21 protein-coding genes are annotated in these 26,255 nt (G+C 59.4%); 8 read left to right on the top strand and 13 right to left on the bottom strand.

The genetic code is table 11. The features are described 5' to 3' along the window. Positions 1–104: 104 nt before the first annotated feature. Positions 105–1,583, bottom strand: a complete 1,479-nt coding sequence (locus tag EYD00_RS19580; RefSeq protein ID WP_022563430.1) for a lipopolysaccharide biosynthesis protein — start codon at positions 1,581–1,583, stop codon at positions 105–107. 117 nt (positions 1,584–1,700) lie between these two features. Between EYD00_RS19580 and EYD00_RS19585 the strand changes: the two genes are divergently transcribed. Together EYD00_RS19585 and EYD00_RS19590 are read left to right on the top strand one after the other, a co-directional pair. After that, the gene (locus EYD00_RS19585) at positions 1,701–2,666 is read left to right on the top strand and encodes a glycosyltransferase family A protein (RefSeq protein ID WP_004437703.1); all 966 of its coding nucleotides are present in this window, start codon (positions 1,701–1,703) and stop codon (positions 2,664–2,666) included. A gap of 51 nt (positions 2,667–2,717) precedes the next feature. Beyond that, positions 2,718–3,683 (top strand): polysaccharide pyruvyl transferase family protein, encoded by a 966-nt coding sequence (locus tag EYD00_RS19590; RefSeq protein WP_004437706.1) that lies wholly within the window; start codon positions 2,718–2,720, stop codon positions 3,681–3,683. Between the two features lie 182 nt (positions 3,684–3,865). Here the strand turns inward: EYD00_RS19590 and EYD00_RS19595 are convergent, their stop codons facing one another. After that, entirely contained in the window at positions 3,866–4,855 is a 990-nt protein-coding gene (locus tag EYD00_RS19595; protein ID WP_034500211.1) for a glycosyltransferase family 2 protein, read from the bottom strand. Positions 4,856–4,964: 109 nt separating this feature from the next. Then, positions 4,965–5,243, bottom strand: coding sequence for an exopolysaccharide production repressor protein (locus EYD00_RS19600; RefSeq protein WP_004437712.1), 279 nt, complete (start codon positions 5,241–5,243; stop codon positions 4,965–4,967). Positions 5,244–5,582: 339 nt separating this feature from the next. On the opposite strand from EYD00_RS19600, the gene EYD00_RS19605 reads away from it, so the two are divergent. Continuing rightward, positions 5,583–5,849, top strand: coding sequence for a DUF6074 family protein (locus EYD00_RS19605; RefSeq protein WP_004437715.1), 267 nt, complete (start codon positions 5,583–5,585; stop codon positions 5,847–5,849). A gap of 71 nt (positions 5,850–5,920) precedes the next feature. Here EYD00_RS19605 and EYD00_RS19610 read toward each other — a convergent pair whose 3' ends face one another. Both EYD00_RS19610 and rpsU read right to left on the bottom strand, forming a co-directional pair. After that, positions 5,921–6,820 (bottom strand): tetratricopeptide repeat protein, encoded by a 900-nt coding sequence (locus EYD00_RS19610; RefSeq protein WP_006698105.1) that lies wholly within the window; start codon positions 6,818–6,820, stop codon positions 5,921–5,923. Between the two features lie 133 nt (positions 6,821–6,953). Beyond that, the gene (rpsU, locus tag EYD00_RS19615) at positions 6,954–7,181 is read right to left on the bottom strand and encodes a 30S ribosomal protein S21 (protein WP_003508541.1); all 228 of its coding nucleotides are present in this window, start codon (positions 7,179–7,181) and stop codon (positions 6,954–6,956) included. A 316-nt stretch (positions 7,182–7,497) separates the two neighbouring features. Here rpsU and EYD00_RS19625 point away from each other — a divergent pair, with 316 nt between their 5' ends. From EYD00_RS19625 to EYD00_RS19645, 5 genes are read left to right on the top strand one after another with little or no spacing between them, the layout of a single operon-like run. Next, positions 7,498–8,751, top strand: a complete 1,254-nt coding sequence (locus EYD00_RS19625) for a sarcosine oxidase subunit beta family protein (RefSeq protein ID WP_022563435.1) — start codon at positions 7,498–7,500, stop codon at positions 8,749–8,751. After that, positions 8,751–9,161 (top strand): hypothetical protein, encoded by a 411-nt coding sequence (locus EYD00_RS19630; protein ID WP_004437734.1) that lies wholly within the window; start codon positions 8,751–8,753, stop codon positions 9,159–9,161. Before EYD00_RS19625 ends, EYD00_RS19630 begins: the two co-directional genes overlap by 1 nt. 11 nt (positions 9,162–9,172) lie before the next feature. Next, complete coding sequence (locus EYD00_RS19635; RefSeq protein WP_004437737.1) at positions 9,173–9,487, top strand: sarcosine oxidase subunit delta; 315 nt, start codon at positions 9,173–9,175, stop codon at positions 9,485–9,487. Then, a complete protein-coding gene (locus tag EYD00_RS19640; protein WP_022563436.1) occupies positions 9,484–12,444 on the top strand; it encodes a sarcosine oxidase subunit alpha in 2,961 nt (986 codons plus the stop codon). Before EYD00_RS19635 ends, EYD00_RS19640 begins: the two co-directional genes overlap by 4 nt. After that, a complete protein-coding gene (locus tag EYD00_RS19645) occupies positions 12,437–12,991 on the top strand; it encodes a sarcosine oxidase subunit gamma (protein WP_022563437.1) in 555 nt (184 codons plus the stop codon). The genes EYD00_RS19640 and EYD00_RS19645 overlap by 8 nt, the downstream gene beginning before the upstream one ends. Here EYD00_RS19645 and EYD00_RS19650 read toward each other — a convergent pair. The 8 genes from EYD00_RS19650 to EYD00_RS19685 all read right to left on the bottom strand — a co-directional run bounded on the left by EYD00_RS19650 (position 12,988) and on the right by EYD00_RS19685 (position 25,783). Continuing rightward, positions 12,988–14,031 carry a DUF2332 domain-containing protein gene (locus EYD00_RS19650; RefSeq protein ID WP_022563438.1) on the bottom strand — a complete coding sequence of 348 codons (1,044 nt, stop codon included), beginning with the start codon at positions 14,029–14,031 and terminating at the stop codon, positions 12,988–12,990. The two genes, EYD00_RS19645 and EYD00_RS19650, sit on opposite strands and share 4 nt — an antisense overlap. A gap of 21 nt (positions 14,032–14,052) precedes the next feature. After that, positions 14,053–14,541 carry a MaoC family dehydratase gene (locus EYD00_RS19655; RefSeq protein ID WP_004437750.1) on the bottom strand — a complete coding sequence of 163 codons (489 nt, stop codon included), beginning with the start codon at positions 14,539–14,541 and terminating at the stop codon, positions 14,053–14,055. Between the two features lie 54 nt (positions 14,542–14,595). After that, complete coding sequence (gene glgX / locus EYD00_RS19660; protein WP_022563439.1) at positions 14,596–16,551, bottom strand: glycogen debranching protein GlgX; 1,956 nt, start codon at positions 16,549–16,551, stop codon at positions 14,596–14,598. Positions 16,552–16,748: 197 nt separating this feature from the next. Next, positions 16,749–18,377 (bottom strand): alpha-D-glucose phosphate-specific phosphoglucomutase, encoded by a 1,629-nt coding sequence (locus tag EYD00_RS19665; RefSeq protein WP_022563440.1) that lies wholly within the window; start codon positions 18,375–18,377, stop codon positions 16,749–16,751. A 4-nt stretch (positions 18,378–18,381) separates the two neighbouring features. Further along, complete coding sequence (gene glgA / locus EYD00_RS19670; RefSeq protein ID WP_034500217.1) at positions 18,382–19,824, bottom strand: glycogen synthase GlgA; 1,443 nt, start codon at positions 19,822–19,824, stop codon at positions 18,382–18,384. 5 nt (positions 19,825–19,829) lie between these two features. Then, positions 19,830–21,092 carry a glucose-1-phosphate adenylyltransferase gene (gene glgC, locus EYD00_RS19675; RefSeq protein WP_004437759.1) on the bottom strand — a complete coding sequence of 421 codons (1,263 nt, stop codon included), beginning with the start codon at positions 21,090–21,092 and terminating at the stop codon, positions 19,830–19,832. Positions 21,093–21,113: 21 nt separating this feature from the next. After that, positions 21,114–23,321: a 1,4-alpha-glucan branching protein GlgB gene (gene glgB, locus EYD00_RS19680; protein WP_022563442.1), complete on the bottom strand. Its 2,208-nt coding sequence runs from the start codon at positions 23,319–23,321 to the stop codon at positions 21,114–21,116. After that, positions 23,321–25,783 (bottom strand): glycogen/starch/alpha-glucan phosphorylase, encoded by a 2,463-nt coding sequence (locus EYD00_RS19685; RefSeq protein ID WP_022563443.1) that lies wholly within the window; start codon positions 25,781–25,783, stop codon positions 23,321–23,323. Before EYD00_RS19685 ends, glgB begins: the two co-directional genes overlap by 1 nt. Positions 25,784–26,255: the final 472 nt, after the last annotated feature.

Genomic DNA, 26,255 nt, shown 5'->3' on the forward strand with positions numbered 1-26,255 from the left:
TTGCGCTGCAAAAAGAGCGCCGAACCCACCTTGCCACGGCGAGAAAAATCACCGTGGCAAGGCCCCTTAACGGCAGAAATGAGGCGCATTTTTTTGTGATATTTCTAACCTTGGGTTGCGGTATTCGGCATACGCCGTGATTTGACCATGCCCAGGATTTTTCCCAGCAGGGCACGTTCAGTCAGCAGAATCAGTATTGCATAGATGGCGCCGCCCACGGCACCACCGATAAGAACCTGAAGGGTGGCATTGGGAATGCGATCGGCGAGAAGGTGAAGCAGATAGCGCACCGCAACGGCCATCACGAAAGCGGCGATCATCGGCCGACTGCTGACATAAAGGCCCCGGAAGAAAGGCGTGTCGCTGGCCTTGAACACGGCCCAGGAGTAAGCGACCAGTGTGACCGCGTTGACGATGCAAAGCCAGACCATGGCGTCGATCAGCGTGCCATAAAGTGCGGCGAGCCACACTGCCACCGTGGTGACGATGGCGCGGATCGTCGCCGACCAGAACAATACGCGGCCGTAACCAGCACCCTTCAGATACGGGATGAAGGTGCTGCACGGTGTGAGAATGGCCTTGGACAGGGCGAGCAGCCCGAGGACAGGCCAGGCATAGGCCCAGTTCTGGCCGAAGATGACAAGCATGGCCGGCTCGGCCACGGCCCAGAGACCGAACATCATGGGCGCGAGCAGTACGGTCAGCACCTGCGTGCTGAACATCAACGCATCACGACGGCGCTGCGGGTCGTCCATCATGCGGCTGAAGGCGGGAAACAGAACCCCCATGACGGCGGATAAAACCACCTGGTTGGGAATGCTGGCGAAACGGTTGGAGGCGGAATAGGCGCCGGCATCCGCCAGACCCAGGTGACGGGCGATGACCACCATCGGCGATTGGAAGGTGACAAAATTGGCGATTTCCGAGCCCATCAGCCCCGAACTGAAGCCGAGAAGCGGCACCAGCCGGCGTGGCTTCATGACAAAACGCGGGCAATAGCGGGAAACGGCATAAAGCCCGACGAGACGGATGAGAGCTGCGGCAAAAAGCTGGATGATAAGTGCCCAGACGCCGAACCCCATGAAGGCGAGCGCGACCGCGACAATCGCTGCGATGCTCTCCGAGGCCATGCTCCAGAGCGCATCCTTGCTGAAGTTCATCCGTCGCGCCAGCAGCGAATAGGCGACATCGCCGGCAAGCTGCAATGGAATGAGGAATGCCATGATGCGCAGCAGGTATGCGCTTTCCACCGCCCCCAGCAGTCCGCCGAAAAATTCCGCCCAGATGTAGAGGACGGCTGCCATGGAGCAGGAGATCGCCAGATTAGCCCAGAAGACGGTATGGATCGTTTCCATATCCTCTTCCTTCTCAACGATGAGAGCGGAGGTGAGCCCCGCGCCGGCAATCATGGTCAGGAACTGTACAACCGTTAGTCCTACCGCTACCACCCCGAATTCCTCCGGGGAAAGCAGCCTTGCAAGAATAGGGACCGTGACAAATTTAAGCCCGAATGTCCCTGTTTTTGATAAAACGCTCCAGCCGACATTCGTGGTGATGGTCTTTACATTTGGCGCTGGGGGCATACAAGCATCCTGTTTCTGGAGGCCGGCGGGAGGAAGCCGGTTGGGAGTTGCCGATACCATCGGGGCCGCTTTTAGGATCGGGCCCGACACTTCTTGATCAACGCAAGGGGCGAAACAATGGCAAGATTTACTGTCGTCATTCCCTACTATCAAAAGCAGCACGGTGTCCTGGGACGTGCACTCGCATCGGTTTTTGCGCAGACCTACCAAGACTTCGATCTTGTCATCGTCGATGACGAATCGCCATACCCGATCGATCAGGAACTTGCGGAACTTTCGCAGGAACAGAAAGACCGGATTCTTGTCATTAAGCAGGCCAATGCCGGCCCGGGCGGCGCCCGCAACACCGGTCTGGACAATGTGCCTGACGGCACCGACTACGTTGCCTTTCTTGATTCCGACGATATCTGGACGCCCGATCATCTGCGGAATGCGGCCTTTGCGCTCACGACCTATGGCGGCGAGTGCTACTGGGCGTCCATGCAGGCAAGTGACGAATTTTATTATCATTTCGCCATTTCCGAGCTGGAAAAGAATGAGGGTGCGGCACGGCTTTCGGAGAAGCCGCTGGTGATCGAACTGCCGGATCTCGCAAGCGTCATGCTGCGGAACTGGAGCTTCCTGCATCTCTCCTGCATGGTGATCGGTCGTCCTCTTTTCGAGAAGATCCGTTTCGATCCGGCGCTCAGACTGGCGGCGGAAGACGTGCTGTTTTTCTGCGATTCCATCCTTGCATCGAAGCGGACACTGCTCTGTGACGACGCCGGCGCGATGCGCGGCATGGGCGTCAATATCTTCCACAGCATCGACAATACCTCGCCGGAATTCCTGCGCCAGCAGTTCAATACCTGGGTGGCGCTCGATACGCTGGAGGGACGTTTTTCTCGCCGGCCGGCCGACGTGGCGTCCATCGCTTCCTATAAAAACACCGCGCGCAAACAGGCTCTCTGGAGCCAGGCTGGCAACCTGAAACGGCGCAAGGCTCCCGAATTCGGTTTGCTGCTAAAATGGGCAATGCGCGATCCGGCACTGCTGCGCGCCGCTTTCGAACTCGGCGCCGGAAAAATCGTCCGCTCCAGATGAGCGAATTTTCGCCCGCAACAATTTATATGTTTTTCACCCAGGAGTGACCTCATGAAACCTTACCACTGGGAATCTCATCACGGAAATTTCGGTGACGATCTCAACCTGTGGCTGTGGGACTTTCTGCTTCCGGGCCTGCGCGATGTGCATGACGATGTCATGCTCGTGGGCGTCGGAACGGTGCTCAACGACGTTCTTTTGCCCGCCAAGCAGCGCAAGCTGGTGATCGGCAGCGGCTATGGTTATGGCGCGGTGCCGGATACCAGCACCGAGTTCTGGGATATCCGGTGTGTGCGCGGCGAAAAAACCGCCGCCAAGTTGGGGCTCGCTCCCGAAAAAGGCATTGTCGATCCCGCCGTGATGGTCACCGAGATGCCTGATTTCAAGGGGCTGCCAAAGCTCCACAAGAAGACTTTCGTCCCCCATTGGGAATCGGCGGAATTCGGCATGTGGGAAACCGTCTGTGAACCGGCAGGACTCACCTATCTCGACCCGCGCGGCGAGGCAAAAGCGGTCATCCGCGCCATTGCCCAATCGGAATTCATCGTGGCTGAATCCATGCATGGTGCAATCCTTGCCGATGCCTTCCGCGTGCCGTGGGTCGCCGTCAGCACTTCACCATCGATCAACAGCTTCAAATGGAGCGATTGGGCCGGCAGCGTCGGAGTCGAATATCAGCCGCGCTATGTGCCGGTTTCAACCCGCGCCGAAGCGGCGAAAAAGGGCTCACGCTTCTGGGGCATGAGCTTCCCCCCACCGCCCGCCCCCGTTGTCACCGCCGATTCCGTCTCTGCGCTTGAGGGCCGGGCGCATGAGGGCGATGTAATGGTGCGTCCGCAGGAAACGCAATCCCGCTCGTTGCGGAAGCTCGCCAAGCAGGTGCTGGCCGCACCTTCCACACTGGCGCTCTGGCAGGCAAGCCGAGCGGAACCGCGTCTTAGCCCGGATGGCAGACTGGAAGAACGCAAGGAGCGTTTCGCCGCCGTTCTGGAAACGGTAAAGCGGGATTATCTCTAGAGGTGAGGAGCGGATGCCGCAGAGAATTTTCTGCGGCTTTTGCTTGAGGACACCGTTGCTGCATCGCCATGCTTGGGCCTGTCCCGAGCATCTGCGACTGAACGCTTAGAGGATACGTGAGCAAATCCCCGGGACAAGCCCCGGGGCGGACGGCAGAGATTTGTCGTGAGTTGTCTTTTCCCTTAGGAAACCGGCGTGCCGTCCAGCAGATAACGCACGTCCCGCACCGGCGCCGCTTTGCGGAAGCGGGCGGTCTTGTCGCTCCAGATACCGCGTGTAATGGCGGGCAGGGCGGGCAGACGCGCAAGGGCGTGGCTCAGCGCTCCGCTCACACCCTTCTGTTTTTTTGTATCGAGAAAATGGCGAAGCTCGAATTTGGCGCGGATGTGTTTCTCGTGCTCGCGCAGGATCGCCGTTTCCTCTGCCGAGAGCCGGCAACCGGCGAGAATCGCCCTGTCTGCTTCGTAGAGAAGACGGAGATCTTCGGTTCGGTGGCGGCCACTCAGCGAGTTGCCGCGAACGATCGCACCGTAACCGCAATGACGGATGACCTTGTAGCGCGCGCCGGCCGCCAGCGCGCGCACGTAAAGTTCGTAATCCTCGCCAAGTCGCAGAGCCTCGTCATAACGCAGCGCATGTTTGTCGAGAAAGGCGCGGCGTATCACCGGTTTCAGGAAGCCGGTTTCCCCGCGCTCCACACCAGGCCTGGAAATATTGCCTTCCACGAATTCCGTCAGCGACAAAAACCGCGCCTGGGGCTCGAAGCGGGCAGGCTGCATGGAGGACGCGCCTGGAACGGATTGCTGGATGAAGGCGATATTATCGGCCACGAGGTCCCAGTCGTCATCGGCCAGCATGGCAGCGAAACGGCCGCGGAAGAAAAAATCGTCCGCATCAAGAATGCTGATGAGGGGAGCGGAGGAAATCGAGATGGCATGATTGCGCGCAGCCGATGGCCCGCGGTTGACGTCGAATCGCACCACCCGCAGGCGACCCGTGCCGTCATCCGCCGCATGCGCCACGTCGCTCGTTGTATCGGTGGAACCATCGTCGATCACCACGACTTCGCCGACCTCTGGCTCCGCAAGGGCGGAGCGAATGGCGATATCGATGGTATCAGATGCATTCTTTGCAGCGATGATGACGCAAATGGGCTGTGAACCGCTCACCATGGGGTGTCCTTCTGCTTTGACGAACCTTCAGGATTTGGCCAGCAGAAAGTGTCAGCGATATGGATGCAAGCGATTTTTTGCGATGCAATAAAAGCGGATGCGAAAAAACTTACATATCCGTCAGCTTTGCCCCATGCGGCGGTGCGCTTTTTGCGGTGTCTGCCGCAATTGTTTCAGCGCTGAGGTCCCGGGAAAAGGTCTCCCGCATCCGGCGTTTTTCACGGGCGACCAGAACCAAAATCGCCACGAAGTAACCGACTTGCAGAATGACTGCGCAAATGAGGGTCTGAATGAATGCCGTATAGAAGGAGCCGTGGATGAAATATGTCGCAACCGCAAAAGCAAGCAAAGCACCGATCATGCTGAAAAAAACACGAGGTGCATACATGTTGCTCTCCTCCCGAGAACGATTTCTCCATTTTTGACTGCGCTGCGGCATTTTTCTTCTTTGCAGGACATATACGATGAGACCGGTGCTGTTTCAACACACATATACTTCTTCTACCTCCCGCGGCATGAAATTTCGGTAATCTTGATTGGTAAATTCCTCAGTAACTGCCGATTCGCATCGATGACGTCGGCCAGACAACAGTGATGCCTGCTTCTGATAAGTCTAAAACCGCCTCCGGTGCGGGCCTTGCGGAGCGTCTGGCCGGCTCTGCAGACTTCGTTAACCATCTCGCCTTTAAAAAGTCGGTATTGATTCCTCGAAGAGCAGGGTGCCCGCGTGACGACGAGTTCAGAAGTAATCGCCTTTCCGGCAAAGAACCGCATTGCCGACGTAAAACGATGTGCAACCATGCTCGACCGGCTGCATGGTGTGGAGGCGAATGATTTCTGGCGCAGGGAGTGCCGTGAACTGGCCGCCCGTCTGACGGCGCTTGGCTATGAGGACGCCGCCATGCGGCGCGAGGTCATGGAATTTCAAAACGCCGTGCAGGCTGAATTGTGGGCGGTGGATGCCGCGCCCGAGGCACGCCGCGACAGCCATTGATGGTTCTTTTTCTTCATTAAAAAAGCCGGCGGGTTATAAACCAGCCGGCTTTTTTATTGGTTCCGGACGCCTTAGGAGGCGCCAGCGGCGCCGCGCGTGCGGGCAACACCATCCAGTGCGGGCTTGTATTTGGGATCGAGTCGCGCCGCATGCGCATAGGACTTGGCCGCCTTGGCCATCTCACCGCGTCGCTCATAGACCAGCGCCTGGTTGGCCCAGGATTCCGCCACATTCCCGTCAAGCGAAATGGCGTGGTTGAAATCCGCGAAGGCGTTTTCGTCGTCATTGAGCGCGACGTAGGAAAGGCCGCGACCGTTATAGGGCTCCGGTGACGTCGATGACAACGAGATTGCCTTGGAGAAGTCCTCGATGGCCTGGGCATGCTGGTTACGCAGCTGGTAGATCAGGCCGCGATTGTGCCATGCGCGACCGTCGGTGGTTTCCAGCTCGATGGCGCGGGAGAAATCGTTGAAGGCTTCGTTGACGCGTCCGGACTGCCGGTAAAGATTGCCGCGACCGATCAGCGCCACATCGTAGCTCGGATTGATCTGCAGGGCGGCGTTGTAGTCCTGAAGGGCCTGCTGCTGCTGGCCGCTATTGCGGTAAACCAGCGCGCGGTTGGCATAGGCCTGGTAAAAGCGCGGGTTGAGCTGCAGCGCCTTGTTGAAATCTTCGATGGCACGGCGCGAATCGCCGGCGCGGCCGTAGGCCGAGCCGCGGACGTTGTAACCTTCAGGATCCTGCGGATTGGCGTTGATGACCGAGGTGAGCGAGGCGATGTTTTCCTGCGAGCCCTGTGCGCGGTCGATCCGGAACACATCTTCCGTCTGGTTGGATGTCGCGCAGCCGGAAAGACCGGCAAGCACGGCGCAGACGACCAGAGAAGCGCGGAACCCTCTGTTGTTTTTTAATGGCAACCGGCGCGTGGAGGCATCGGCGTTTTTCACAACACAGGTGTCGACAGCGATCATTCGGTGTGGGTTCCCTCGCAGGCCGGTCTCACGGTCGTTTTCAAGAGCGTTCTCCGGCCACAAACACAAAGAGCGGCGGCGAATTGATCGCCCCCGCCCAACAAGCATTCAAAAACGTCCAAAAGACGGCCTATTAACGGCCTGCGCGGGGGCCAGCAACCAGACCTTCGCGCTGTGCACGCTTGCGTGCCAGCTTGCGAACGCGGCGAACGGCTTCAGCCTTTTCGCGAGCGCGCTTCTGGGAGGGCTTTTCGTAATAATCACGCATCTTCATTTCACGGAAAATGCCTTCGCGCTGCATCTTTTTCTTCAGGGCGCGGAGCGCCTGATCAACGTTATTGTCGCGGACTAGTACCTGCACGTTAAACCCGTTCCTTTAGTTTGGTTATCTTGCTGTGTGAATAAAGGCATTCGCACGCAAACAAAAAGTGGTTCATCCGGCTGTTGAGCCGGGCGATTGGTGACGTGCAATAACAGATCATTTGCAGCAAGTCCAGCCGGTAGCGCATATTCAGCCACAAAATGCGCGCCGTCCCGCAATCTTTCGGCCATGTCGAAACAAAACCATTGCCGCGTCGCAAAATGGATATTGCCTCCCATCCCGATTTGCCATGTGTATGATACGGGCCGGGGCTATGTTCCAGGCCTCTGGCCGGTTCTCGAGGAGCAGATTGCGAATGCGCAAATATTCCGTTTTTGCCGTGGCGCGTGAGGCGCTTAGGGGTCATAAGGGCTGGGATGCGCAATGGGCCTCACCCGAGCCGCGCAAGGACTATGATGTCATCATCATTGGCGGGGGCGGCCACGGTCTCGGCGCGGCATATTATCTTGCCAAGGAACATGGCATTACCAATGTCGCAGTCCTGGAAAAAGGCTGGCTCGGCGGTGGCAATACCGGCCGCAACACCACCATCATCCGCTCCAACTATCTCTATGAAGAGAGCATGGATATTTACGAGCATTCCCTGAAGCTATGGGAGGGCTTGAGCCAGGATCTCAATTATAACGTCATGTATTCGGCGCGCGGCGTGATGATGCTGTCGCACAATATCCATGACCGGCAGTCCTTCAGCCGTCATATCAATGCCAACCGTCTTTATGGCATCGACAATGAGTGGCTGACGCCGGAGCAGGCAAAGGCGTACTGTCCGCCGCTCGACATATCCGGCAATGCGCGTTACCCGATCAATGGCGCAGCCCTGCAACGTCGCGGCGGCACGGCACGCCACGATGCCGTGGCCTGGGGTTATGCGCGCGCGGCCTCCGACCGCGGCGTGCATATCATCCAGAACTGCAAGGTGACTGGCATTCGCCGCGGGCCTGATGGCGCGGTGACGGGTGTCGAGACCAATCGAGGCTTCATCGGCGCAAAGAAGATCGGCGTATCGGCCGCCGGTCATTCCTCCGTCATCATGAAGATGGCGGACGTGCGCGTTCCCTTGCATTCGAACCCGCTGCAGGCGCTGGTGTCGGAGCCGCTGAAGCCGATTTTCCCCTGCGTCGTCATGTCCAACACGGTGCATGCCTATATTTCGCAGTCGGACAAGGGCGAGCTGGTCATCGGCGCTGGCACCGACCAGTATAATTCCTACTCCCAGACCGGTGGTCTGCAGATCATCACTCACACGCTCGACGCCATCTGCGAGCTGTTTCCGATCTTTCGGCGGGTGAAGATGATGCGCCAGTGGGGCGGCATCACCGATAACACACCTGATCGTTCCGCCATCCAAAGCGTGACGCCGGTGCGAAACCTTTTCGTTAATTGCGGCTGGGGCACCGGCGGCTTCAAGGCGACGCCGGGCTCCGCCAATCTCTTCGCGCATCTCATCGCCCGCGGTGAACCGCATCGCCTGGCGGCCGGGCTGACGCTTGACCGGTTCCGCACCGGCCGACTGATTGATGAGGCTGCCGCTGCCGCGGTGGCGCATTGATGCTGGCGGCGGCCATGCTTGCGATCAATATATCAGGCGCGGCCGAGGCCGTGCCCGCCGGTAGCGTTATTCCCGGGGCCGAGGATTTTCGCAGCCAGAAGATTGCGAAGATGCAGGGTGAGAAAGACTGGCCCTTCACGGCGGAAAAGGGCCTGCTTTTGTGTGCTCCCAGCCTCGCAGACAAGATGGTTTATTTTGTCGGAGAGAATGAGGATGGCGAGCAGGATTATCCCTTCGCGATCGACACCGACATGATGGCGGTCGCCATCGTCAATATGGGCCGGGCCTCGGCGTTGCGTCCCTTCGATAATTTTGAGCAGCTTTTAAAGCGGCTTTCCCCTTTTGTAGCCATGGGGAAGCGGCTGTGTGACCAACCCGCCGGAACGATCCTTCCGGAAAATTCTCTCTAGGTGGAGCGACGATGCTTCTGATCCATTGCCCCTATTGCGGGGAAGACCGTTCCGAACTGGAATTCCGCTGGGCGGGCGAAGCCCATATCGCCCGGCCGGAAAACATCGCCGATATCTCCGACGAGGCCTTTGCGGAGTATTTCTTCATCCGCGACAACGACAAGGGCCTCGTTTTCGAGCGCTGGCGTCACATTCACGGCTGCGGCCGCTTTTTCAACGCCGCCCGCGATTCGGTGAGCGACAGATTCCTGATGACCTACAAGGCGGGTGAACCGAAACCCGATATTGAAACGGTCCTTTCGGCAGAAAAGGGAGCCGGGCAATGAGCGGCGATTATCGTATCAAGGGCGCAGGCCGTCTCACGCCGGCGAGAACCGCGCGCTTTACCTTTGACGGCAAGATCTATCCGGCGCTGGAGGGCGACACCGTCGCGTCAGCCCTTCTGGCCAATGGCGTGCATCTGATCGGCCGCTCGTTCAAATATCACCGTCCGCGTGGTTTCCTGTCGGCCGGGCCGGAGGAACCGAATGCGCTGATCGACGTGTCGCGCGACAGCCTGCGCAAGCAGCCCAACGTGCGCGCTACGGTGCAGGAAGTCTTCGACGGCGCGATTATCGCCTCGCAGAACCGTTTCCCGTCACTGTCCTTCGATCTGAGCGCCATCAACGATCTTCTGTCGCCGATGTTCGCGGCCGGTTTCTACTACAAGACGTTCATGTGGCCGAAGGCCGCCTGGCACAAGATTTACGAACCGCTGATCCGCCGCGCCGCCGGTCTCGGCAAGGCGCCGAGCGAGCCGGATGCGGATCATTATTCCGGCCGTTATGCCCATTGCGACGTGCTGGTGGCCGGCGCTGGTGTCGCCGGTCTCACAGCTGCGCTTTCTGCCGCGAAAACTGGCGCCAGCGTCATTCTGGTGGATGAGAATGCGGACGTCGGCGGAGCCCTGCGTTTCGATGCCGGCGCGGTCATCGACGGTCTCGCCGGTTATGAATGGGCGCAGAAGGTTTTTGCCGAGCTGAAGTCCCTGCCCAATGTGCGGGTTCTGACGCGCACGACCGCCTTTGGTTATTACAACCACAATTTTGTCGCGCTCGCCGAACGCGTCACCGATCATCTCGCGACGCCGGCTAAACATCAGCCGCGCGAGCGCCTTTGGCAGGTCCGCGCCAAAAAGGTCGTGCTGGCGGCCGGTGCGATCGAGCGCCACATGGTCTTCGCCAACAATGACCGGCCTGGCATCATGCTGGCTTCGGCCGCCCGCACCTATTTGAACCACTACGGCGTCGCCGTGGGCCACAATGTCGGTGTCTACACCGCTCATGATTCCGCCTATGAGACCGCCTTCGATCTGAAGAAGGCCGGGGTGAAGATCGCCGCCATCGTCGATTGCCGCGAAAATCCGGACCAGCGTCTGCTGGACGAGGCCCGGGCACTCGGCATCGAGGTGCTGGCGGGTCACAGCGTTTACAATACCGCCGGCCGCCTGCGCGTATCTTCCATGACGGTCGGCCGCAATGGCGGGTCGAACAAGCGCAAGATCGCCATCGACGCGCTTGTTGTCTCCGCCGGCTGGACGCCTTCAGTGCATCTGTTCTCGCAATCTCGCGGCAAGCTGAAGTTTGACGCGGCTAACCAGCGTTTCCTGCCTGACATCCATGTGCAGAACTGCGTCTCCATCGGCGCCTGCAATGGCACGGATGATCTTTCGGCGCTGATCGCCGAGGCCGCGGCTGCGGGTGGCGGCGCGGTGGCGTTTTCCGGTGAAAACGCCCGGGCCTGGACAGGCGGCATGATTGGTGCGGCGGAGGGTGCAGGCGAGGGCACCGGCGTCAAGGCTTTCATCGATTTCCAGCACGATGTCTGCGCCAAGGATATTCGCCTTGCCGTGCGCGAGGGCATGCATTCGGTCGAGCATATCAAGCGCTTCACCACCAATGGCATGGCGTCCGACCAGGGCAAGATGTCGAACATGCATGGCCTTGCCATTGCATCGGAAGCGCTCGGCCGGGATTTGCCCAAGGTCGGCCTCACCACCTTCCGCCAGCCCTATACGCCGGTTACTTTCGGCACGCTCATCAACCATTCACGCGGCACGCTGTTCGATCCCGCGCGCAAGACGCCGATGCACGACGAAGAGCTGGCGGCTGGCGCGGTATTCGAGGATGTCGGCAACTGGAAGCGTGCCTGGTTCTTCCCGCGGGCGGGCGAGGACATGCATGAAGCGATCAACCGTGAATGCAAGACGGTTCGTGATAGCGTCGGCATGTTTGATGCCTCCACCCTCGGCAAAATCGAGGTGGTTGGCCCGGATGCGGCGAAGTTCCTGAACCTCATCTACACCAATGCCTGGGATACGTTGAAACCCGGCCGCTGCCGTTATGGCATCATGACCCGCGAAGACGGCTTCGTTTACGATGACGGCGTTGTTGGGCGCCTGGCCGAAGACCGTTTCCACGTGACGACGACGACGGGCGGCGCGCCGCGCGTTCTCCAGCACATGGAGGACTATCTCCAGACCGAATTCCCCGATCTCAATGTCTGGCTGACATCGGCAACCGAACAATGGGCCGTGATTGCCGTGCAGGGGCCGAAGGCGCGCGAGGTTATCGCGCCTTTCGTCGAGGGTATCGACCTTTCGCCGGAGGCCTTTCCGCATATGGCGGTGGCGGAAGGCAAGTTCTGCGGCGTGCCGACGCGGCTTTTCCGCGTCTCCTTCACCGGCGAACTCGGTTTCGAAATCAATGTGCCTGCCGATTACGGCGCAGCCGTCTGGTCTGCAATCCGGGAGAGGGCGGAAGCCGTCGGCGGCTGCCTCTATGGTACCGAGACAATGCATATCCTGCGTGCCGAAAAGGGCTATATCATCGTCGGGCAGGATACGGATGGCACCGTGACGCCCGATGATGCCGGGCTTGCCTGGGCTGTCTCCAAAAAGAAAACGGATTTCGTCGGCATTCGCGGTCTGAAACGCCCCGATCTAACGCGCTCCGGCCGCAAACAGCTTGTTGGCCTGAAGACGAAGGACCGGCTGACCGTTCCGGACGAGGGCGGTCAGATCGTTGCCGATCCGAACCAGCCAAAGCCAATGACCATGCTCGGCCATGTGACCTCGGCCTATTGGTCGGAAAATCTCGGCCATTCCATTGCTTTCGCCTTGGTGGCGGATGGCAGGGCGCGCATGGGCGAAACGCTCTATATTCCGCTTGCTGATAAAACCATTGCCGTCGAAGTGACCGACATGGTCTTCCTCGACAAGGAAGGAGCCCGTCTCAATGGCTGATATGCTGCACGCAAAACGCAAATCCGTGCTTGAGGATTTTCACGGCGGTTCGCCCTTCGTATCGCTGAAGCCTGCGGCTTCTGCCTCGCGGTTGTCGCTGCGGGCACGCGAGAGCGCCGTGCCGGCGCTGTCCGAAGCGCTCGGTCTTGCCCTGCCGACCAGCCCGAAAAGCTCGGTCACCTCTGGTCTGCGATCCGCTCTGTGGCTCGGCCCGGATGAATGGCTGCTGATCGATCAGGGCGAAAGCGATCTCATGGTGGCGCTTGCCGGCGTTTCCGGCCTGTTTTCGGCAACTGATATTTCCCACCGCAACACCGCCATCATCGTTTCCGGCGCTGGCGCGGAAGCAGCTCTCAATGCCGGCTGCCCGCAGGACCTTTCTCTTGCGAGGTTCCCGGTAGGTGGCTGCTCACGCACTATTTTCGGCAAGGCGGAAGTGGTCCTGCTGCGCACGGCGGATGACACATTCCGGGTGGAGTGCTGGCGCTCCTTCGCGACCTATGTCGGCGGGCTGCTGCAGGAGGCGGCTGAGGACGTGGCGGTTTAACTCTCTGTCCAACCCCGCCATTCCACCCATCGCCCATGGAAATCGGCGCGGCCGATTTCCTGCTTTTCGCCGCCCGGCCAGATTTGAAGCATAATTGCAGCACCGCCGGGCGTCGCATCCGCTTCCATTTGCAGCCGGGCAAGCGGGGCGTCCGGCGTGGCGCGGGTGCCGGCCTCGGCAATCACAGTCTCGCCGGCCTGTTTCAGGTCATCGGGCAGATATTGCCAGGCGACGGAATGATAGATGACATGGGCAGCGCCCGGATATTGCGTGGCAAGGCGGCGTTGCAGCCAGTCGACAGCGTCGGCCTTCTCGACATGCAGAGCGTGTTCCATCGCTATGCGCAGGGCGGCGGCCGTTCGTTCCAGCCTGTCCGTCTGGTCGGCCCAGACATAGGACATCAGCCGCAGACGATCTTCCGCGGATGACGGATCGAGTGGGTTGATATCGCAGCCGGCGCGCTCGATAACGTCGATCCGCTCATGGGCGGGGGTGTCGCCGCGCCACTCCGGTGACAGGAAAACATCGGATTGTTCACCCCAGACGAGATCGCCGAGGCGATATCGGTAACGGTCAAATTGCAGGTTGAGGCCAGCGCTGGCCCCGACTTCGGAAAGCACCAGCGGCTTGCCCGTCATTTTCGCAATCGAAAGAAAGCCAGGCAGCAGAACGGCAGAACGGCGAACCTCGTTGGTCTGCGGCGGTGATTGCAACCTTCCGAGGATGAAGGCGGAATGAAAACGCAGGGCGTTTGCACATGCCTGCCAGAGCGCTTCTTCGTTTTCCGGCGGAATATCGGCGAGCGGCGCGATCTTTTCCTCTATGGCAAGCGCATGCAGGGCGCCGGCCAGCCGTAGCGGTACGGAATCTCCGGATGGGCCGACATCGCCGGACCAGGACAAAATTCGCTCGCCGACCTCTGTCTGGCGGTCGAGCCTTGTTGCCATGGCGCGGCAAAGCCGTGCAGTGAAGGGAGAGCCGAGGCTGTCGCAGGCTCTTGCCTGAACGAGAAACGCATTCCTCACGGCTTCGTCATGCATGCGGTCTCTCCCTCGTGGGTTTCAGGCGTCCTCCGGCCTGTCCTCCGGATTGAACTGGCTGATGGTGGTCCAGCGCGCGGTTAGCGCCGGCTTTTTCTCGTTTTCGATTTCCACCGTCACATCGTAGGTGGTCATCAGCATGGAGGCTCCGCGAAAGCGCGTCTCCGCCAGGGTGAAACGGCCGCGCACGCGAGCACCGCTTTTGACCGGAGCGACGAAACGAATGGCGTCAAAGCCGTAATTGATGCCCATGGTCTGCTCGCGGATGCGCGGCAGGGCGTCGTAATTCAGGGCCGAAAGCAGAGACAGCGTCAGGAACCCATGTGCAATGGTGCCGCCAAAGGGACTTTCCGCTTTGGCGCGTTCCGGATCTGTGTGGATGAACTGGTCATCCAGTGTTGCTTTTGCGAAGCTGTCGATCATTGTCTGGTCGACCGTGATCCAGTCGGAAACGCCCATTTCTGTGCCAACGTGGTTTTTCATCTCGGCCAGCGCAATTTCTTTTGTCATGTTACCTCGTCCGCATTGTCTCCCGCGACTTATACGGCTCGTGACGCGACGGGATCAACCGCGCAGATAAAACACCACCGAACGGGCTGGAAGGAAGGCGGGGTTACCGAAATCCGTGCCGATGGCGGACCAGCCATCGCCCGGCAGGGTGAAAGGCACTATCTCACGGCTGCGGTTTATCAGCACGGCAAGTTCAGCGTCGGCACCAGTTTCCCGGTCGAGGGTGGAAAGCACCATGGCAAAGGCCTGCGCAATTGGCCTTTCCCAGTCTGCCGTCGTCATCGGCTCGCCGGCGGGGGCGAGCCATGTCACATCGCCATAGCCTGAGAAGAAGCCTGTCCCCGAAAACACGTCGAAACGTTTGCGCAATGAAGCGAGAAAGGCCGTATGGTCGATCAATTCGCGGGAAAGCGATGACCAGTCGACCCAGCTTATCTCATTGTCCTGGCAATAGGCGTTGTTGTTGCCTTGCTGGCTGCGGCCGCCCTCATCGCCCGCCGTGAGCATCAGGGCGCCGCGAGAGACGAAAAGCGTGGAAAGCAGCGCCTTCACATCTGCAATCCGGGCTGCTCCAATGGCGGGATCGTCTGTCAGCCCCTCAAAGCCATTGTTCCAGGAATGGTTGTCATTGTGGCCGTCGCGATTGCTCTCGCCGTTTTTCTCATTGTGCTTATGTTCGTGGCTGACGAGATCGTACAGGGTGAAACCGTCATGGGCTGCGAGAAAATTGACGCTGCGGGTGTTCTGGCGGCCATGGCGGGAAAAGATCGGCGAGGAACCGGAAAGCGCATCGGCCAGCGCCCCGGTCGTGCCGGTGTCCCCGCGCCAGAACCGGCGCATGTCATCGCGGGCGCGATCGTTCCATTCGAGGAAGCTTTCCGGAAAATTGCCGAGCTGGTAACCGCCGGGGCCGATATCCCACGGTTCGGCGATTAGCAGGCGGTCATAAAGCGCCGGGTCCGAATGCATGGCCGAGAGCGTTTCGCTTGCCATTTCGAAGCCATTGGCCGTTCGTCCGAGCACTGGGGCCAGATCAAAGCGGAAACCGTCCACGCCGGCACTCAGAACGAAATGCCTGAGAGAATCGATAATAAGCTGCCGGATATAGGGATGGTCGCAGGCGACCGTGTTGCCGGTGCCGGTATCGTTGACCAGAACCCCCGGTTTGCCCGGCGGGTGACGAAAGGCGGTGAGATTGTCGAGCCCGCGCAGCGATAGAACCGATCCTTCGATATCGCTTTCACCCGTGTGGTTGAAGACCAGATCGAGAATGACACCGATGCCCTGCGCATGCAGCGCTGCAACCGTCTCGCGCAGTCCGCGCACGCCACCGGGACAGAGTCGAGGATCAAGCGCCATGAAGCCGACGGGATTATAACCCCAGGCATTGGAAAGGCCGAGAGGCGGCAGGTGACGCTCGTCGATCCACGCGGTAATCGGCATCAGCTCCACCGCGTCGACGCCGATTTTTTTCAGGTGGGCGAGGATGGCGGGATGGGCGAGCGCGGCGACGGTGCCCCGGATGTCTTCCGGCACCTCGGGATGCAGCTGTGAAAAGGACTTCACGGAAAGTTCGTAAATCAGCCCACCTTCGGTGAAAAGCGGGGGTTGGCGCTTGAGCGGCTCATGGCTGGCAAGAATCGCCTTGGGCACGATGTGGCCCGTTTCCTGACCAAAGGCAAAAAGGGCTGGATCATGCCGGAAGGGACGGTCTATCTCGGTGGCATAGGGGTCGAGCAGCAACTTTGCGGGATCGAACCACAGGCCATGTTCGGGCGAATAAATACCGTGAGCGCGAAAGCCGTAACGCGTACCCGGGCCAGCGTCGGAGACGATCAATCCGTGAATGTCGCCTTCGCCGCGCACCATTGGCAGGCGCGCCATCTCTTTTTCCCCGGCCGTATCGAAAAGACAAAGATCGATCTGGGAGGCGTGCCGGGAATAGACCGTGAATTCCGTTCCGTTTTCCGTCTGCAGCGCGCCTTTGGGGAAAACGGAAGGTGTCTGCATTATCTGTCTCCGCTAGATAATATCTCTTCTGAAAGGTATCGGCAGAATAGGAGGGTTGGAAACCCTCCTCCGTCATCCTCGAGCAAGCCCGAGGATGACGCCGAGCAGGGCGGCGGACGTGTCACTCCAACGAGTTGCTTTGTGAACTCATCGTATTGTGCCCGGCTCTCTCAGGAGAAAGCAGCGCCGCAGCCAGCTTACGTGATAACGCTGGGCGTGCTTCGTCCCGTATGGGCCTTGATGCCGGCGATCGTATCGGCAACGGCAATCAGGTCGGCGAGCGCTTCCTGCGTTTCGATGCCGTGACGCGCCGCGTCCGGCTCGTAACGCTCGACATAGAGACGAAGTGTGGCGCCCGCCGTACCGGTGCCGGAAAGGCGCAGCACGATGCGCGAACCGCCTTCGAACAGGATGCGGATACCCTGGTTCTTGCTGACGGACTGATCGACCGGATCGTGATAGGCAAAATCATCTGCCGCGGCGACCTTCAGATTGCCGTAGCTGGTGCCAGGAAGCGTCGCGAGCTTTTCGCGCAGGGTCGCCACCAGCGTGTTGGCGGCGTCCGAATCCACTTCCTCATAGTCGTGGCGGGAGTAATAATTGCGGCCATATTCGGCCCAGTGCTTGGTGACGATGTCCTTCACGCTTTCCTTGCGGGCGGCGACGATGTTCAGCCAGTAGAGCACGGCCCAGAGACCATCTTTCTCGCGTACATGATTGGAGCCTGTGCCGAAGCTTTCTTCGCCGCAGATCGTCACCCTGCCGGCATCCATGAGGTTGCCGAAGAACTTCCAGCCGGTTGGAGTCTCGTACATGCCAAGGCCGAGCTTTTCGGCGACACGGTCAGCTGCCGCACTTGTCGGCATGGAACGGGCGATGCCGGAAATGCCTGCCGCGTAACCGGGCGCCAGTCTGGCATTGGCGGCGATGATCGCCAGGCTGTCTGATGGCGTGACGAACATGCCCTTGCCGACGACCATGTTGCGGTCGCCGTCGCCATCGGAAGCAGCGCCGAAATCGGGGCCTTCCGGGCTCATGACATCGTCATAAAGCTCCTTGGCGTGGACAAGATTAGGGTCGGGGTGATGGCCGCCGAAGTCCGGCAGCGGTGTAGCATTGCGGACCGAGCCCTTCGGAGCGCCAAGCCGCTTTTCGATGATCTCAACGGCATAAGGGCCTGTGACGGCGCTCATGGAATCGACCACGACCTTGAAGCCGCCGGCGATGAGGGCACGGATGGCATCGAAATCGAACAGCTCTTCCATCAGGGCGGCATAATCGGCGACCGGATCGATCACCTCGACCGTCAGATCGTCCACCTTGAAGCTGCCCACCTTGTCGAGGTCGATATCGGCGGCGTCTGAAATTTTGTAGCTGTCGATGACCTTGGAACGGGCGTAGATCGCGTCGGTGATCTTTTCCGGGGCGGGACCGCCATTGCCGATATTGTATTTGATGCCGAAATCTTCGGTGGGGCCGCCGGGATTGTGGCTAGCGGAGAGCACGATACCGCCGAAGGCCTTGTATTTGCGGATGATGTTGGATGCGGCCGGCGTGGAAAGAATGCCGCCCTGACCGACCAGAACCTTGCCAAAGCCGGCAGCGGCGGCCATCTTGATTGCCTTCTGGATGACTTCGCGGTTGTAGTAACGGCCATCGCCGCCGATCACCAGCGTCTGGCCTTCAAAGCCCTCAAGCGCGTCGAAGATCGACTGGATGAAGTTCTCGGCGTAATTTTCCTGGGCGAAGACGGGCACCTTCTTGCGCAGGCCTGAAGTGCCCGGCTTCTGGTCCTGATAGGGCTTCGTCTGAACAGTCTTGATCATTGGTTCAATGGCCTTTCGAAATAAGCTGGCTGTAAAGCGCGGCGTAAAGGCCGGCGCTCTTTTCCCAGGAAACATCGGATTTCATCCCGAGTTTCTGCATTTGTGTCCATAGTTTCGGGTCGTGATAATAACGGATGGTCCGGCGGATCGCCTGTTTGAGACCATCAAGCGTGACGGGGGAAAATTGCACACCGGTCGCCGACTTGTTGGCGATGGCGGCATGGTTGGCGTCGATCACCGTGTCTGCAAGGCCGCCGGTGCGGGCGACGACCGGAATGCAGCCGTAACGCAACGCATAAAGCTGGGTGAGGCCGCAGGGTTCGAAGCGCGAGGGGATGATGATCGCGTCGCAGCCCGCCTGCATGAGATGTGACAGGGGTTCGTTGTAACCGATGGCAACGCCGACGCGGCCATGGTGGCGGGATGCTGCCGCTAGGAGCGCACCTTCCAGCGCCACATCGCCCGCGCCCAGCACCACCAGACGGCCGCCGAGAGCAACGATCTCGTCCACGGCTTCGGCCATGAGGTCGATGCCCTTCTGCCAGGTGAGGCGTGAGATGACGCAGAACAGCGGGCTGTCATCGTCGTCGATGCGAAAATGTTCGGCGACAGACTTCTTGTTCAGGGCCCGGTTTCTGAGATTGGCGGCGGAATAATTGTCATGAATCAGATGATCCGTTGCCGGGTTCCAGACGTCCGTGTCGATGCCGTTGACGATGCCGTGCAGCACATGGGCTCGGCTGCCGATAACGCCGTGCAGGCCCATGCCGAATTGCGGGGTGAGGATTTCCTCGGCATAGGAGGGACTGACGGTGGAGAGCGCCGTCGCCGTCTGCAGCCCGCCCTTGAGGAAACTCACATCGTTATAATATTCCACGCCCTCCATGCCGAAAGCATGGGCTGGTAGCCCAAGCTTGCTGAAGATGTTGGCGCCGAACTGCCCCTGGAAGGCAATGTTGTGAATGGTGAGCAGGCTCGGAATTTCAGGCGTTTCGGCATAACGCATGTAGACTGGCGCCATGGCAGCCTGCCAGTCATGAGCGTGCAGGAGATCCGGCCGCCAGTCGGGAAATTCGCCGGCTGCAATGCGGGCCGCCGCCAGCGAAAGCGCCGCAAAGCGCTTCCAGTTGTCGGGATAATCCTTGCCCGTCTGGTCGAGATAGGGCCCGCCGGAGCGCTCGTAATAAGCGGGCGAATCGAGGATAAGGAGATCCAGTCCCTCGTGCCGGCCTTCGAGCAGATCGGCCTTTTCGCCCAGCAGGTCGGTGAATTCGTAACATTTCACCGCGTTCGTCACGGCAGCTTTCACCGCCGGATACCCGGGTATCAGCGTGCGCGTCTTTACGCCATAGGCTTCGAGCGCGATGGGGAGCGCGCCGGCAACATCGGCGAGCCCTCCGGTCTTGATCAGGGGGTAGATTTCGGATGAAACCGAAAGGACATTCATCGGCGCTACAGGTCCAGCTTGTCGATCATCGATTGGGTGATAAGGCAGATGCCGTTTTCGGTACGGCGGAAACGTTTGGCATCCAGTTCTGGGTCTTCTCCTACAATCAGTCCTTCCGGAATGACCACGCCATGGTCGATGACGACATTGCTGAGCTGGGCATGACGCCCGATCTTCACACTCGGCAGTACTACGGCATTCTCAAGGCGGGAGTATGAATTGGCGCGCACGCCTGTGAACAGAAGGCTGCGGTTGAGCGACGCACCCGAAATGATGCAGTCACCGGAAACGACCGAAGACACGGCCGAGCCACGGCGGTTCTCGTCGTCATGCACGAATTTTGCCGGCGGTGTGATTTCCGCATAGGTCCAGATCGGCCAGGATTTGTCGTAGATATCGAGGTCAGGCACCACATCCGTCAGGTCGATATTGGCCTGCCAGTAGGCGTCGATGGTGCCGACGTCCCGCCAGTAGGGGCCATGCTCGAAATCCGAACGCACGCAGGAGTCTGCGAAGCGATGGGCAACGGCTTTGCCGTGTTTCACGATATAGGGAATGATGTCCTTGCCGAAATCGCGGCTGGAGGTGGGGTCTGCGGCGTCGCGGCGCAGCGCTTCCATCAGGAATTTCGTGTGGAAGACGTAGATGCCCATGGAGGCGAGCGCAAAACCCTCATTGCCGGGAATGCCGGGCGGATCGGCGGGCTTTTCAATGAAATCGATGATCTCGTCTTTTTCATTCACATGCATGACGCCGAAGCCGGTTGCTTCCATACGCGGCACTTCAAGGCAGCCGATCGTCACATCCGCACCGGAATCGACATGCTGCTGCAGCATGTATTCGTAGTCCATTTTATAGATATGGTCGCCGGCGAGGATGACCATGTATTCCGGCCCATAGGGCTCGATAATGTCGATGTTCTGGTAAACCGCGTCTGCCGTACCCTCATACCATTGCGTTTCGGAAACGCGCTGGGAGGCGGGCAGGATGTCGAAGCTTTCGTTACGTTCGGGGCGGAAGAAGTCCCAGCCGCGCTGCAGGTGCCGAATGAGGGAGTGCGCCTTGTATTGCGTGGCGACGCCGATGCGGCGAATGCCGGAATTAAGCGCGTTGGAGAGCGCAAAATCGATGATGCGCGCCTTGCCGCCAAAATAAACGGCGGGTTTTGCTCGGCGATCCGTCAGTTCCTTCAGGCGGCTGCCTCTGCCGCCCGCGAGGACATAGGCCATTGCATCACGCGCCAAAGGCTGAACTCTTTTTTCCGACATGGTGTCCTCCCTCTCTGTCTGTCAGTTTTCCGGCTCGAGCATGATCGTGGCGAGCGGCGGCAGGACGAGCATCGCCCCGATATCGCCGCCGGCATCGACCGCCTGAACGCGTCCGCCATTTCCCTTGCCGCTGCCGCCATAAATTTCGGCATCGGTGTTGAGAATCTCCCTCCACCGCCCCGCCTGGGGCAGCGGCACATAATAGTTTTCCCGATAGACCGGGGTGAGGTTGCAGATGACCGCGACCGGCTTTTCGCCGGGCGCCGTGCGCAGCCAGGCGAAGACGGAATTCTCGTGATCATCGACCACAAGCCAGCGGAAGCCGTCAGGTTCGCAGTCCCGGGCATGCAGGGCGGCTTTGGATCGGTAGGTGAGGTTGAGATCACGCACGAGGCGGCGCATGCCCTCATGCATCGGATATTGGCGCAGGTTCCAGTCGAGCGCGCCCTTTTCGCTCCATTCGCTCCACTGCGCAAATTCCTGACCCATGAACAGCAGCTTCTTGCCGGGATAACCCCACATGAAGCCGTAATAGGAGCGGAGATTGGCGAATTTCTGCCAGTCATCGCCGGACATTTTGGCGATCAGCGACCCCTTGCCGTGCACGACTTCGTCGTGGGACAGCGGCAGCACGAAATTTTCGGTGAAGGCGTAAAGCAGGCCGAAGGTCAGTTCCTGATGATGGAACTTGCGATGCACAGGCTCCCGCGAGAAATAACTCAGCGTGTCGTGCATGAAGCCCATGTTCCACTTGAAACCGAAACCGAGGCCACCCTCATGAACGGGCTGCGACACTTTCGGCCAGGAGGTGGATTCCTCGGCAATCGTCATGACGCCCGGATGGGTGCCATAAACGAGGGAATTCATCTTCTGCAGGAAGCGCACGGATTCGAGATTTTCACGCCCGCCATATTCGTTCGGGATCCACTCGCCTTCCTTGCGGGAATAATCGAGATAGAGCATCGAGGCGACCGCATCGACGCGCAGGCCGTCGAGATGGAATTTTTCAGCCCAGTAAAGCGCGTTGTTGATGAGGTAAGACATGACCTCGACGCGGCCGAAATTATAGATCGCCGTGTTCCAGTCGGGATGGAAACCCTGACGCGGATCGGCGTGCTCATAGAGTGCGGTGCCATCGAACCAGCGAAGTCCATGTTCGTCGGTCGGAAAATGGGCGGGAACCCAGTCCAGCAAAACGCCGATGCCAACCTTGTGAGCGCCATTGACGAAGCGGGCAAACCCTTCGGGATCGCCAAAACGTGCGCTTGGGGCGTAGAGACCCGTCGTCTGGTAACCCCAGGAAGGGTCATAGGGATGTTCCGTAATCGGCAGGAACTCGATATGGGTGAAGCCCATATCCGTACAATAGGGAATGAGCTGGGCGGCGAGCTCGTCCCAGCTTAGGAAGGTGCCGTCCTCACGGCGCTGCCAGGAGCCGGCATGCACCTCATAGATGCTAATCGGCTGGCGGCGCTGGTCCACCTGCGCCCAATGCTCCCTATGGGCCTGATCTTCCCATTTTTGCGTCAGTTCGGGCGTAGTGACGGAAGCGTTCTTCGGCCGAAACTCGGCGCGGCGGGCATAGGGGTCGGCCTTCAGCGGCAGCAGCTCGCCGTTTGCACCGAGAATCTCGAACTTGTAGGCGCAACCGGCATAGACATCGGGCGCGAAGATTTCCCAGATGCCCGTATCCTTGCGGAAACGCATCACATGCCGGCGGCCGTCCCAATTGTTGAAATCGCCGACGACGGAAACGCGCCGCGCATTCGGCGCCCAGACGGCGAAGTGAAAACCTTCAACGCCTTCGAGCTTCAGCGGGTGTGCGCCCATCTTGTCGAACAGCCGCAGATGCGATCCTTCCCGGACGAAATAATCATCCATGGGGCCGAGAACCGGGCCGAAGCTGTAGGGGTCTGTCACAGCCCATTCGGCATCGTCGCGGCAGGCGCGGTAACGCACCGGCTGGCGTTTCGAAATATCGATCGGGCCTTCAAAAAAGCCATCCGGGTCCAGCTGCTTCAATTCTCCCACGAAATTTCCGTCCAGCGTCAGGACGGAAACCTCCTCGGCACCCGGAATGAAACAGCGGGCAGAAAACCCTTCCGGCGTTTCGTGAACGCCGAGAAGGGCAAAGGGATTGGAATGCAAACCGCTCTTGATCGCCTCGATTTCAGCCTTCGTGATGTCGCCAGTCTTTTTCTCGTCGGCCGAATTGAGCGGTTTTTTCATCAGGCTCTCCAGATCTCGGTGGCATATTGGCGGATAGTCCTGTCGGACGAGAACCAGCCCATGCGCGCCGTATTGCGCACTGTTTTGGCGTACCAGCTATCCGGATTACTCCAGATCGCATCTACTTCTCGCTGCGCACCGGCATAGGCGTCGAAATCGGCGGCAACCATGAACCAGTCGCTGTTGTAAATACCGTCGATCAGGCCGGCGAATCGTGAGCGGTCATCCGGCGAGAAGACGCCTGATGCTATGGACGAAAGGGCCTGCGACAGTTCCGACGATCCTTCGATGATCGCGCGGGGATTGTGACCCTCTGCACGGGCTCTGGCCACCTCATCGGCCGTCATGCCAAAAATGACGATGTTGTCTTCACCGACATGATCGCGCATTTCAACGTTGGCGCCATCGAGCGTGCCGATGGTGAGTGCGCCGTTGAGGGCGAATTTCATGTTGCCGGTGCCGGAGGCTTCCATGCCGGCCGTCGAGATCTGTTCGGAGAGATCGGCGGCGGGTACCATGATTTCCGCGAGCGAGACGTTATAGTTCGGAACAAATACCACTTTCAGAAGCCCGCGCACGGCCGGATCGTTGTTGATGACCCGGGCAATATCGTTGGCAAGCTTAATGATCAGCTTCGCGTTGTGGTAACTCGGCGCCGCTTTGCCTGCAAAGAACTTAACGCGCGGAACCCAATCCAGTTCCGGGTGAGAACGAATCTGGTCGTAAAGCGCGACGGTTTCCACGAGGTTCAGAAGCTGGCGCTTATATTCATGGATACGTTTGATCTGGATGTCGAACATGGCCGACGGATCGACGCGAATGCCCATGCGCTGCGCCACCGTATTGGCAAGGCGCACCTTGTTCAGACGCTTAACTTCGGCGAATTTCTCGCGGAACGCGGCATCGTCGGCGAAACGGTCGAGCGCTGTCAGCTTTTCCGCATCATCGAGGAAATCGTCGCCGATCGTTTCGCGAAGCAGGCTGGTGAGGCCGGGATTGCACTGCATCAGCCAGCGGCGCGGTGTGATGCCGTTGGTCTTGTTGTTGATACGGTCAGGATAGAGGCCGTGGAGATCGGCAAAGACCGTCTCCTTCATCAGCTCGGTATGGAGGGCGGAAACGCCGTTGATCGAATGAGAGCCGATGAAAGCGAGATTGCCCATGCGCACGCGGCGCTCGCCGCCTTCATCGATGAGCGAGATGGAGCGGATCTGCTGATCCGCCATCTTCTTTTCCTTACGGGCAAAGAGCAGCGTATTTGCGTTGATGGCGTAGACGATCTGCATGTGCCGGGGCAGAAGACGTTCGAGCAGCGGCACGGGCCAGCTTTCCAGCGCCTCCGGCAGCAGCGTGTGATTGGTGTAGGAGAAGGTACCCTGGGTGATCTTCCAGGCCTCATCAAATTCCAGCCCGTGCACATCGCATAGAAGGCGCATCATCTCCGCAATGGATATGGCCGGATGTGTATCGTTTAGCTGGATCGAGACCTTTTCCGGCAGCGAAGTAAAATCCGGATATTGCTGCAGATGGCGGCGCAGAATGTCCTGCAAGGAGGCGGAGGAGAAGAAGAATTCCTGCCGCAGGCGCAGTTCCTGACCGGCAGGTGTCGCGTCAGCAGGATAAAGAACCCGCGTCAGGCTCTCCGCCTTGTTGCTTTCACGCAGCGCGCCGATGTGGTCGCCAGCGTTGAAGGCAGCCAGCAGAATGGGATCGATCGGCTGTGCCGACCAGAGGCGGAGCGTATTGACGCGCGTGCCGCGCCAGCCGACGACCGGCGTGTCATAGGCCATGGCGATGACGCGTTCGGCCGGTTTCCAGACGAAACGCTGCGGATCTTCATAACCGCCGATCGTCTCTACAGATCCGCCGAAGCCGATTTCGTAGGAGCTTTCGCGGCGTTCGAATTCCCAGGGGTTACCGTGGGCAAGCCATGTTTCCGGCAGTTCCACCTGCCAGCCATCTGCCATCTGCTGGCGGAAGAGGCCGTGCACGTAACGGATGCCGTAACCATAGGCGGGGATATCAACGGTCGCCATGGATTCCATGAAACAGGCGGCGAGACGGCCAAGGCCGCCATTGCCGAGCGCGGCATCCGGCTCCAGCCCGGCGATGACGTCAAGATCGACGCCGAGCGATGACAGCGCGTCGCGGATTTCATGCATCAGGCCGATATTGGAGATGGCGTCGCGCATCAGGCGGCCAATCAGGAATTCGAGCGACAGGTAATAAACGCGCTTGGAATTGTTGGCATAGGCCTTGCGGGTGGATTCCATCCACTTGTCGATGATGCGGTCGCGTACGACCAGAATAGTTGCGGTCAGCCAGTCATGCGGCTTGGCAACCTTGACGTCCTTGCCGATACGGTAGGTGAGGCGTTCGATGATTTCCGACGCCATGATTTCCGGGTTGGAACTGCGCGGCGCGGGACGGGGGAGATCGGCGGCGTTGAGATTATTGATCATTGGTCGGTCAGCACCTTGGTGGGAGGAGAGGGTCTGATGAGGTCGATCCGTGTTGCCTTTGCTGATGCCAGTTTATGCATCGATATGGAGGTGTGGCAACAGCAATTTTTTCGGAAAGTTGAACGGCCTAGGGTGATGAAAAATAAGACTTTTTACTCTGCGTTCCGAGGATCGCCGAAGGGATTGCCGGCCCATTATGGGTCGGTCCTGAACGGGTTTGCATGGTCTTCGCGATGGCGGGCAACGTGCAAGAAAGGGAGAGGCTGCAACACTTCTAAATGGTTCACCGGTCCTGAAATCTGTTTCGCTCTAATATTCCGTTTTGCGCGTCGAGCCGAAAATCGTGCTTATTCCGATCCGACGCCATGGACCACACACTAGCCTTCGCGGCTGCAAAAATTCAATGAAAATAAACGAGGCATCGCGGCAGCCGCACCGGTCGACGGAAGCGACGCCGCGAAACCGGGAAAAT

It is taken from the genome of Agrobacterium sp. 33MFTa1.1 (assembly GCF_004328495.1).
Taxonomy (GTDB): Bacteria; Pseudomonadota; Alphaproteobacteria; order Rhizobiales; family Rhizobiaceae; genus Agrobacterium; species Agrobacterium pusense.

Excerpts from the sequence above, each read along its gene's own strand:
- EYD00_RS19580 (WP_022563430.1), bottom strand. The coding sequence starts at position 1,583 with ATGCCCCCAGCGCCAAATGTAAAGACCATCACCACGAATGTCGGCTGG.
- EYD00_RS19585 (WP_004437703.1), top strand. The coding sequence starts at position 1,701 with ATGGCAAGATTTACTGTCGTCATTCCCTACTATCAAAAGCAGCACGGT.
- EYD00_RS19590 (WP_004437706.1), top strand. The coding sequence starts at position 2,718 with ATGAAACCTTACCACTGGGAATCTCATCACGGAAATTTCGGTGACGAT.
- EYD00_RS19595 (WP_034500211.1), bottom strand. The coding sequence starts at position 4,855 with ATGGTGAGCGGTTCACAGCCCATTTGCGTCATCATCGCTGCAAAGAAT.
- EYD00_RS19600 (WP_004437712.1), bottom strand. The coding sequence starts at position 5,243 with ATGTATGCACCTCGTGTTTTTTTCAGCATGATCGGTGCTTTGCTTGCT.
- EYD00_RS19610 (WP_006698105.1), bottom strand. The coding sequence starts at position 6,820 with ATGATCGCTGTCGACACCTGTGTTGTGAAAAACGCCGATGCCTCCACG.
- EYD00_RS19625 (WP_022563435.1), top strand. The coding sequence starts at position 7,498 with ATGCGCAAATATTCCGTTTTTGCCGTGGCGCGTGAGGCGCTTAGGGGT.
- EYD00_RS19630 (WP_004437734.1), top strand. The coding sequence starts at position 8,751 with ATGCTGGCGGCGGCCATGCTTGCGATCAATATATCAGGCGCGGCCGAG.
- EYD00_RS19635 (WP_004437737.1), top strand. The coding sequence starts at position 9,173 with ATGCTTCTGATCCATTGCCCCTATTGCGGGGAAGACCGTTCCGAACTG.
- EYD00_RS19640 (WP_022563436.1), top strand. The coding sequence starts at position 9,484 with ATGAGCGGCGATTATCGTATCAAGGGCGCAGGCCGTCTCACGCCGGCG.
- EYD00_RS19645 (WP_022563437.1), top strand. The coding sequence starts at position 12,437 with ATGGCTGATATGCTGCACGCAAAACGCAAATCCGTGCTTGAGGATTTT.
- EYD00_RS19650 (WP_022563438.1), bottom strand. The coding sequence starts at position 14,031 with ATGCATGACGAAGCCGTGAGGAATGCGTTTCTCGTTCAGGCAAGAGCC.
- EYD00_RS19655 (WP_004437750.1), bottom strand. The coding sequence starts at position 14,541 with ATGACAAAAGAAATTGCGCTGGCCGAGATGAAAAACCACGTTGGCACA.
- glgX (WP_022563439.1), bottom strand. The coding sequence starts at position 16,551 with ATGCAGACACCTTCCGTTTTCCCCAAAGGCGCGCTGCAGACGGAAAAC.
- EYD00_RS19665 (WP_022563440.1), bottom strand. The coding sequence starts at position 18,377 with ATGATCAAGACTGTTCAGACGAAGCCCTATCAGGACCAGAAGCCGGGC.
- glgA (WP_034500217.1), bottom strand. The coding sequence starts at position 19,824 with ATGAATGTCCTTTCGGTTTCATCCGAAATCTACCCCCTGATCAAGACC.
- glgC (WP_004437759.1), bottom strand. The coding sequence starts at position 21,092 with ATGTCGGAAAAAAGAGTTCAGCCTTTGGCGCGTGATGCAATGGCCTAT.
- glgB (WP_022563442.1), bottom strand. The coding sequence starts at position 23,321 with ATGAAAAAACCGCTCAATTCGGCCGACGAGAAAAAGACTGGCGACATC.
- EYD00_RS19685 (WP_022563443.1), bottom strand. The coding sequence starts at position 25,783 with ATGATCAATAATCTCAACGCCGCCGATCTCCCCCGTCCCGCGCCGCGC.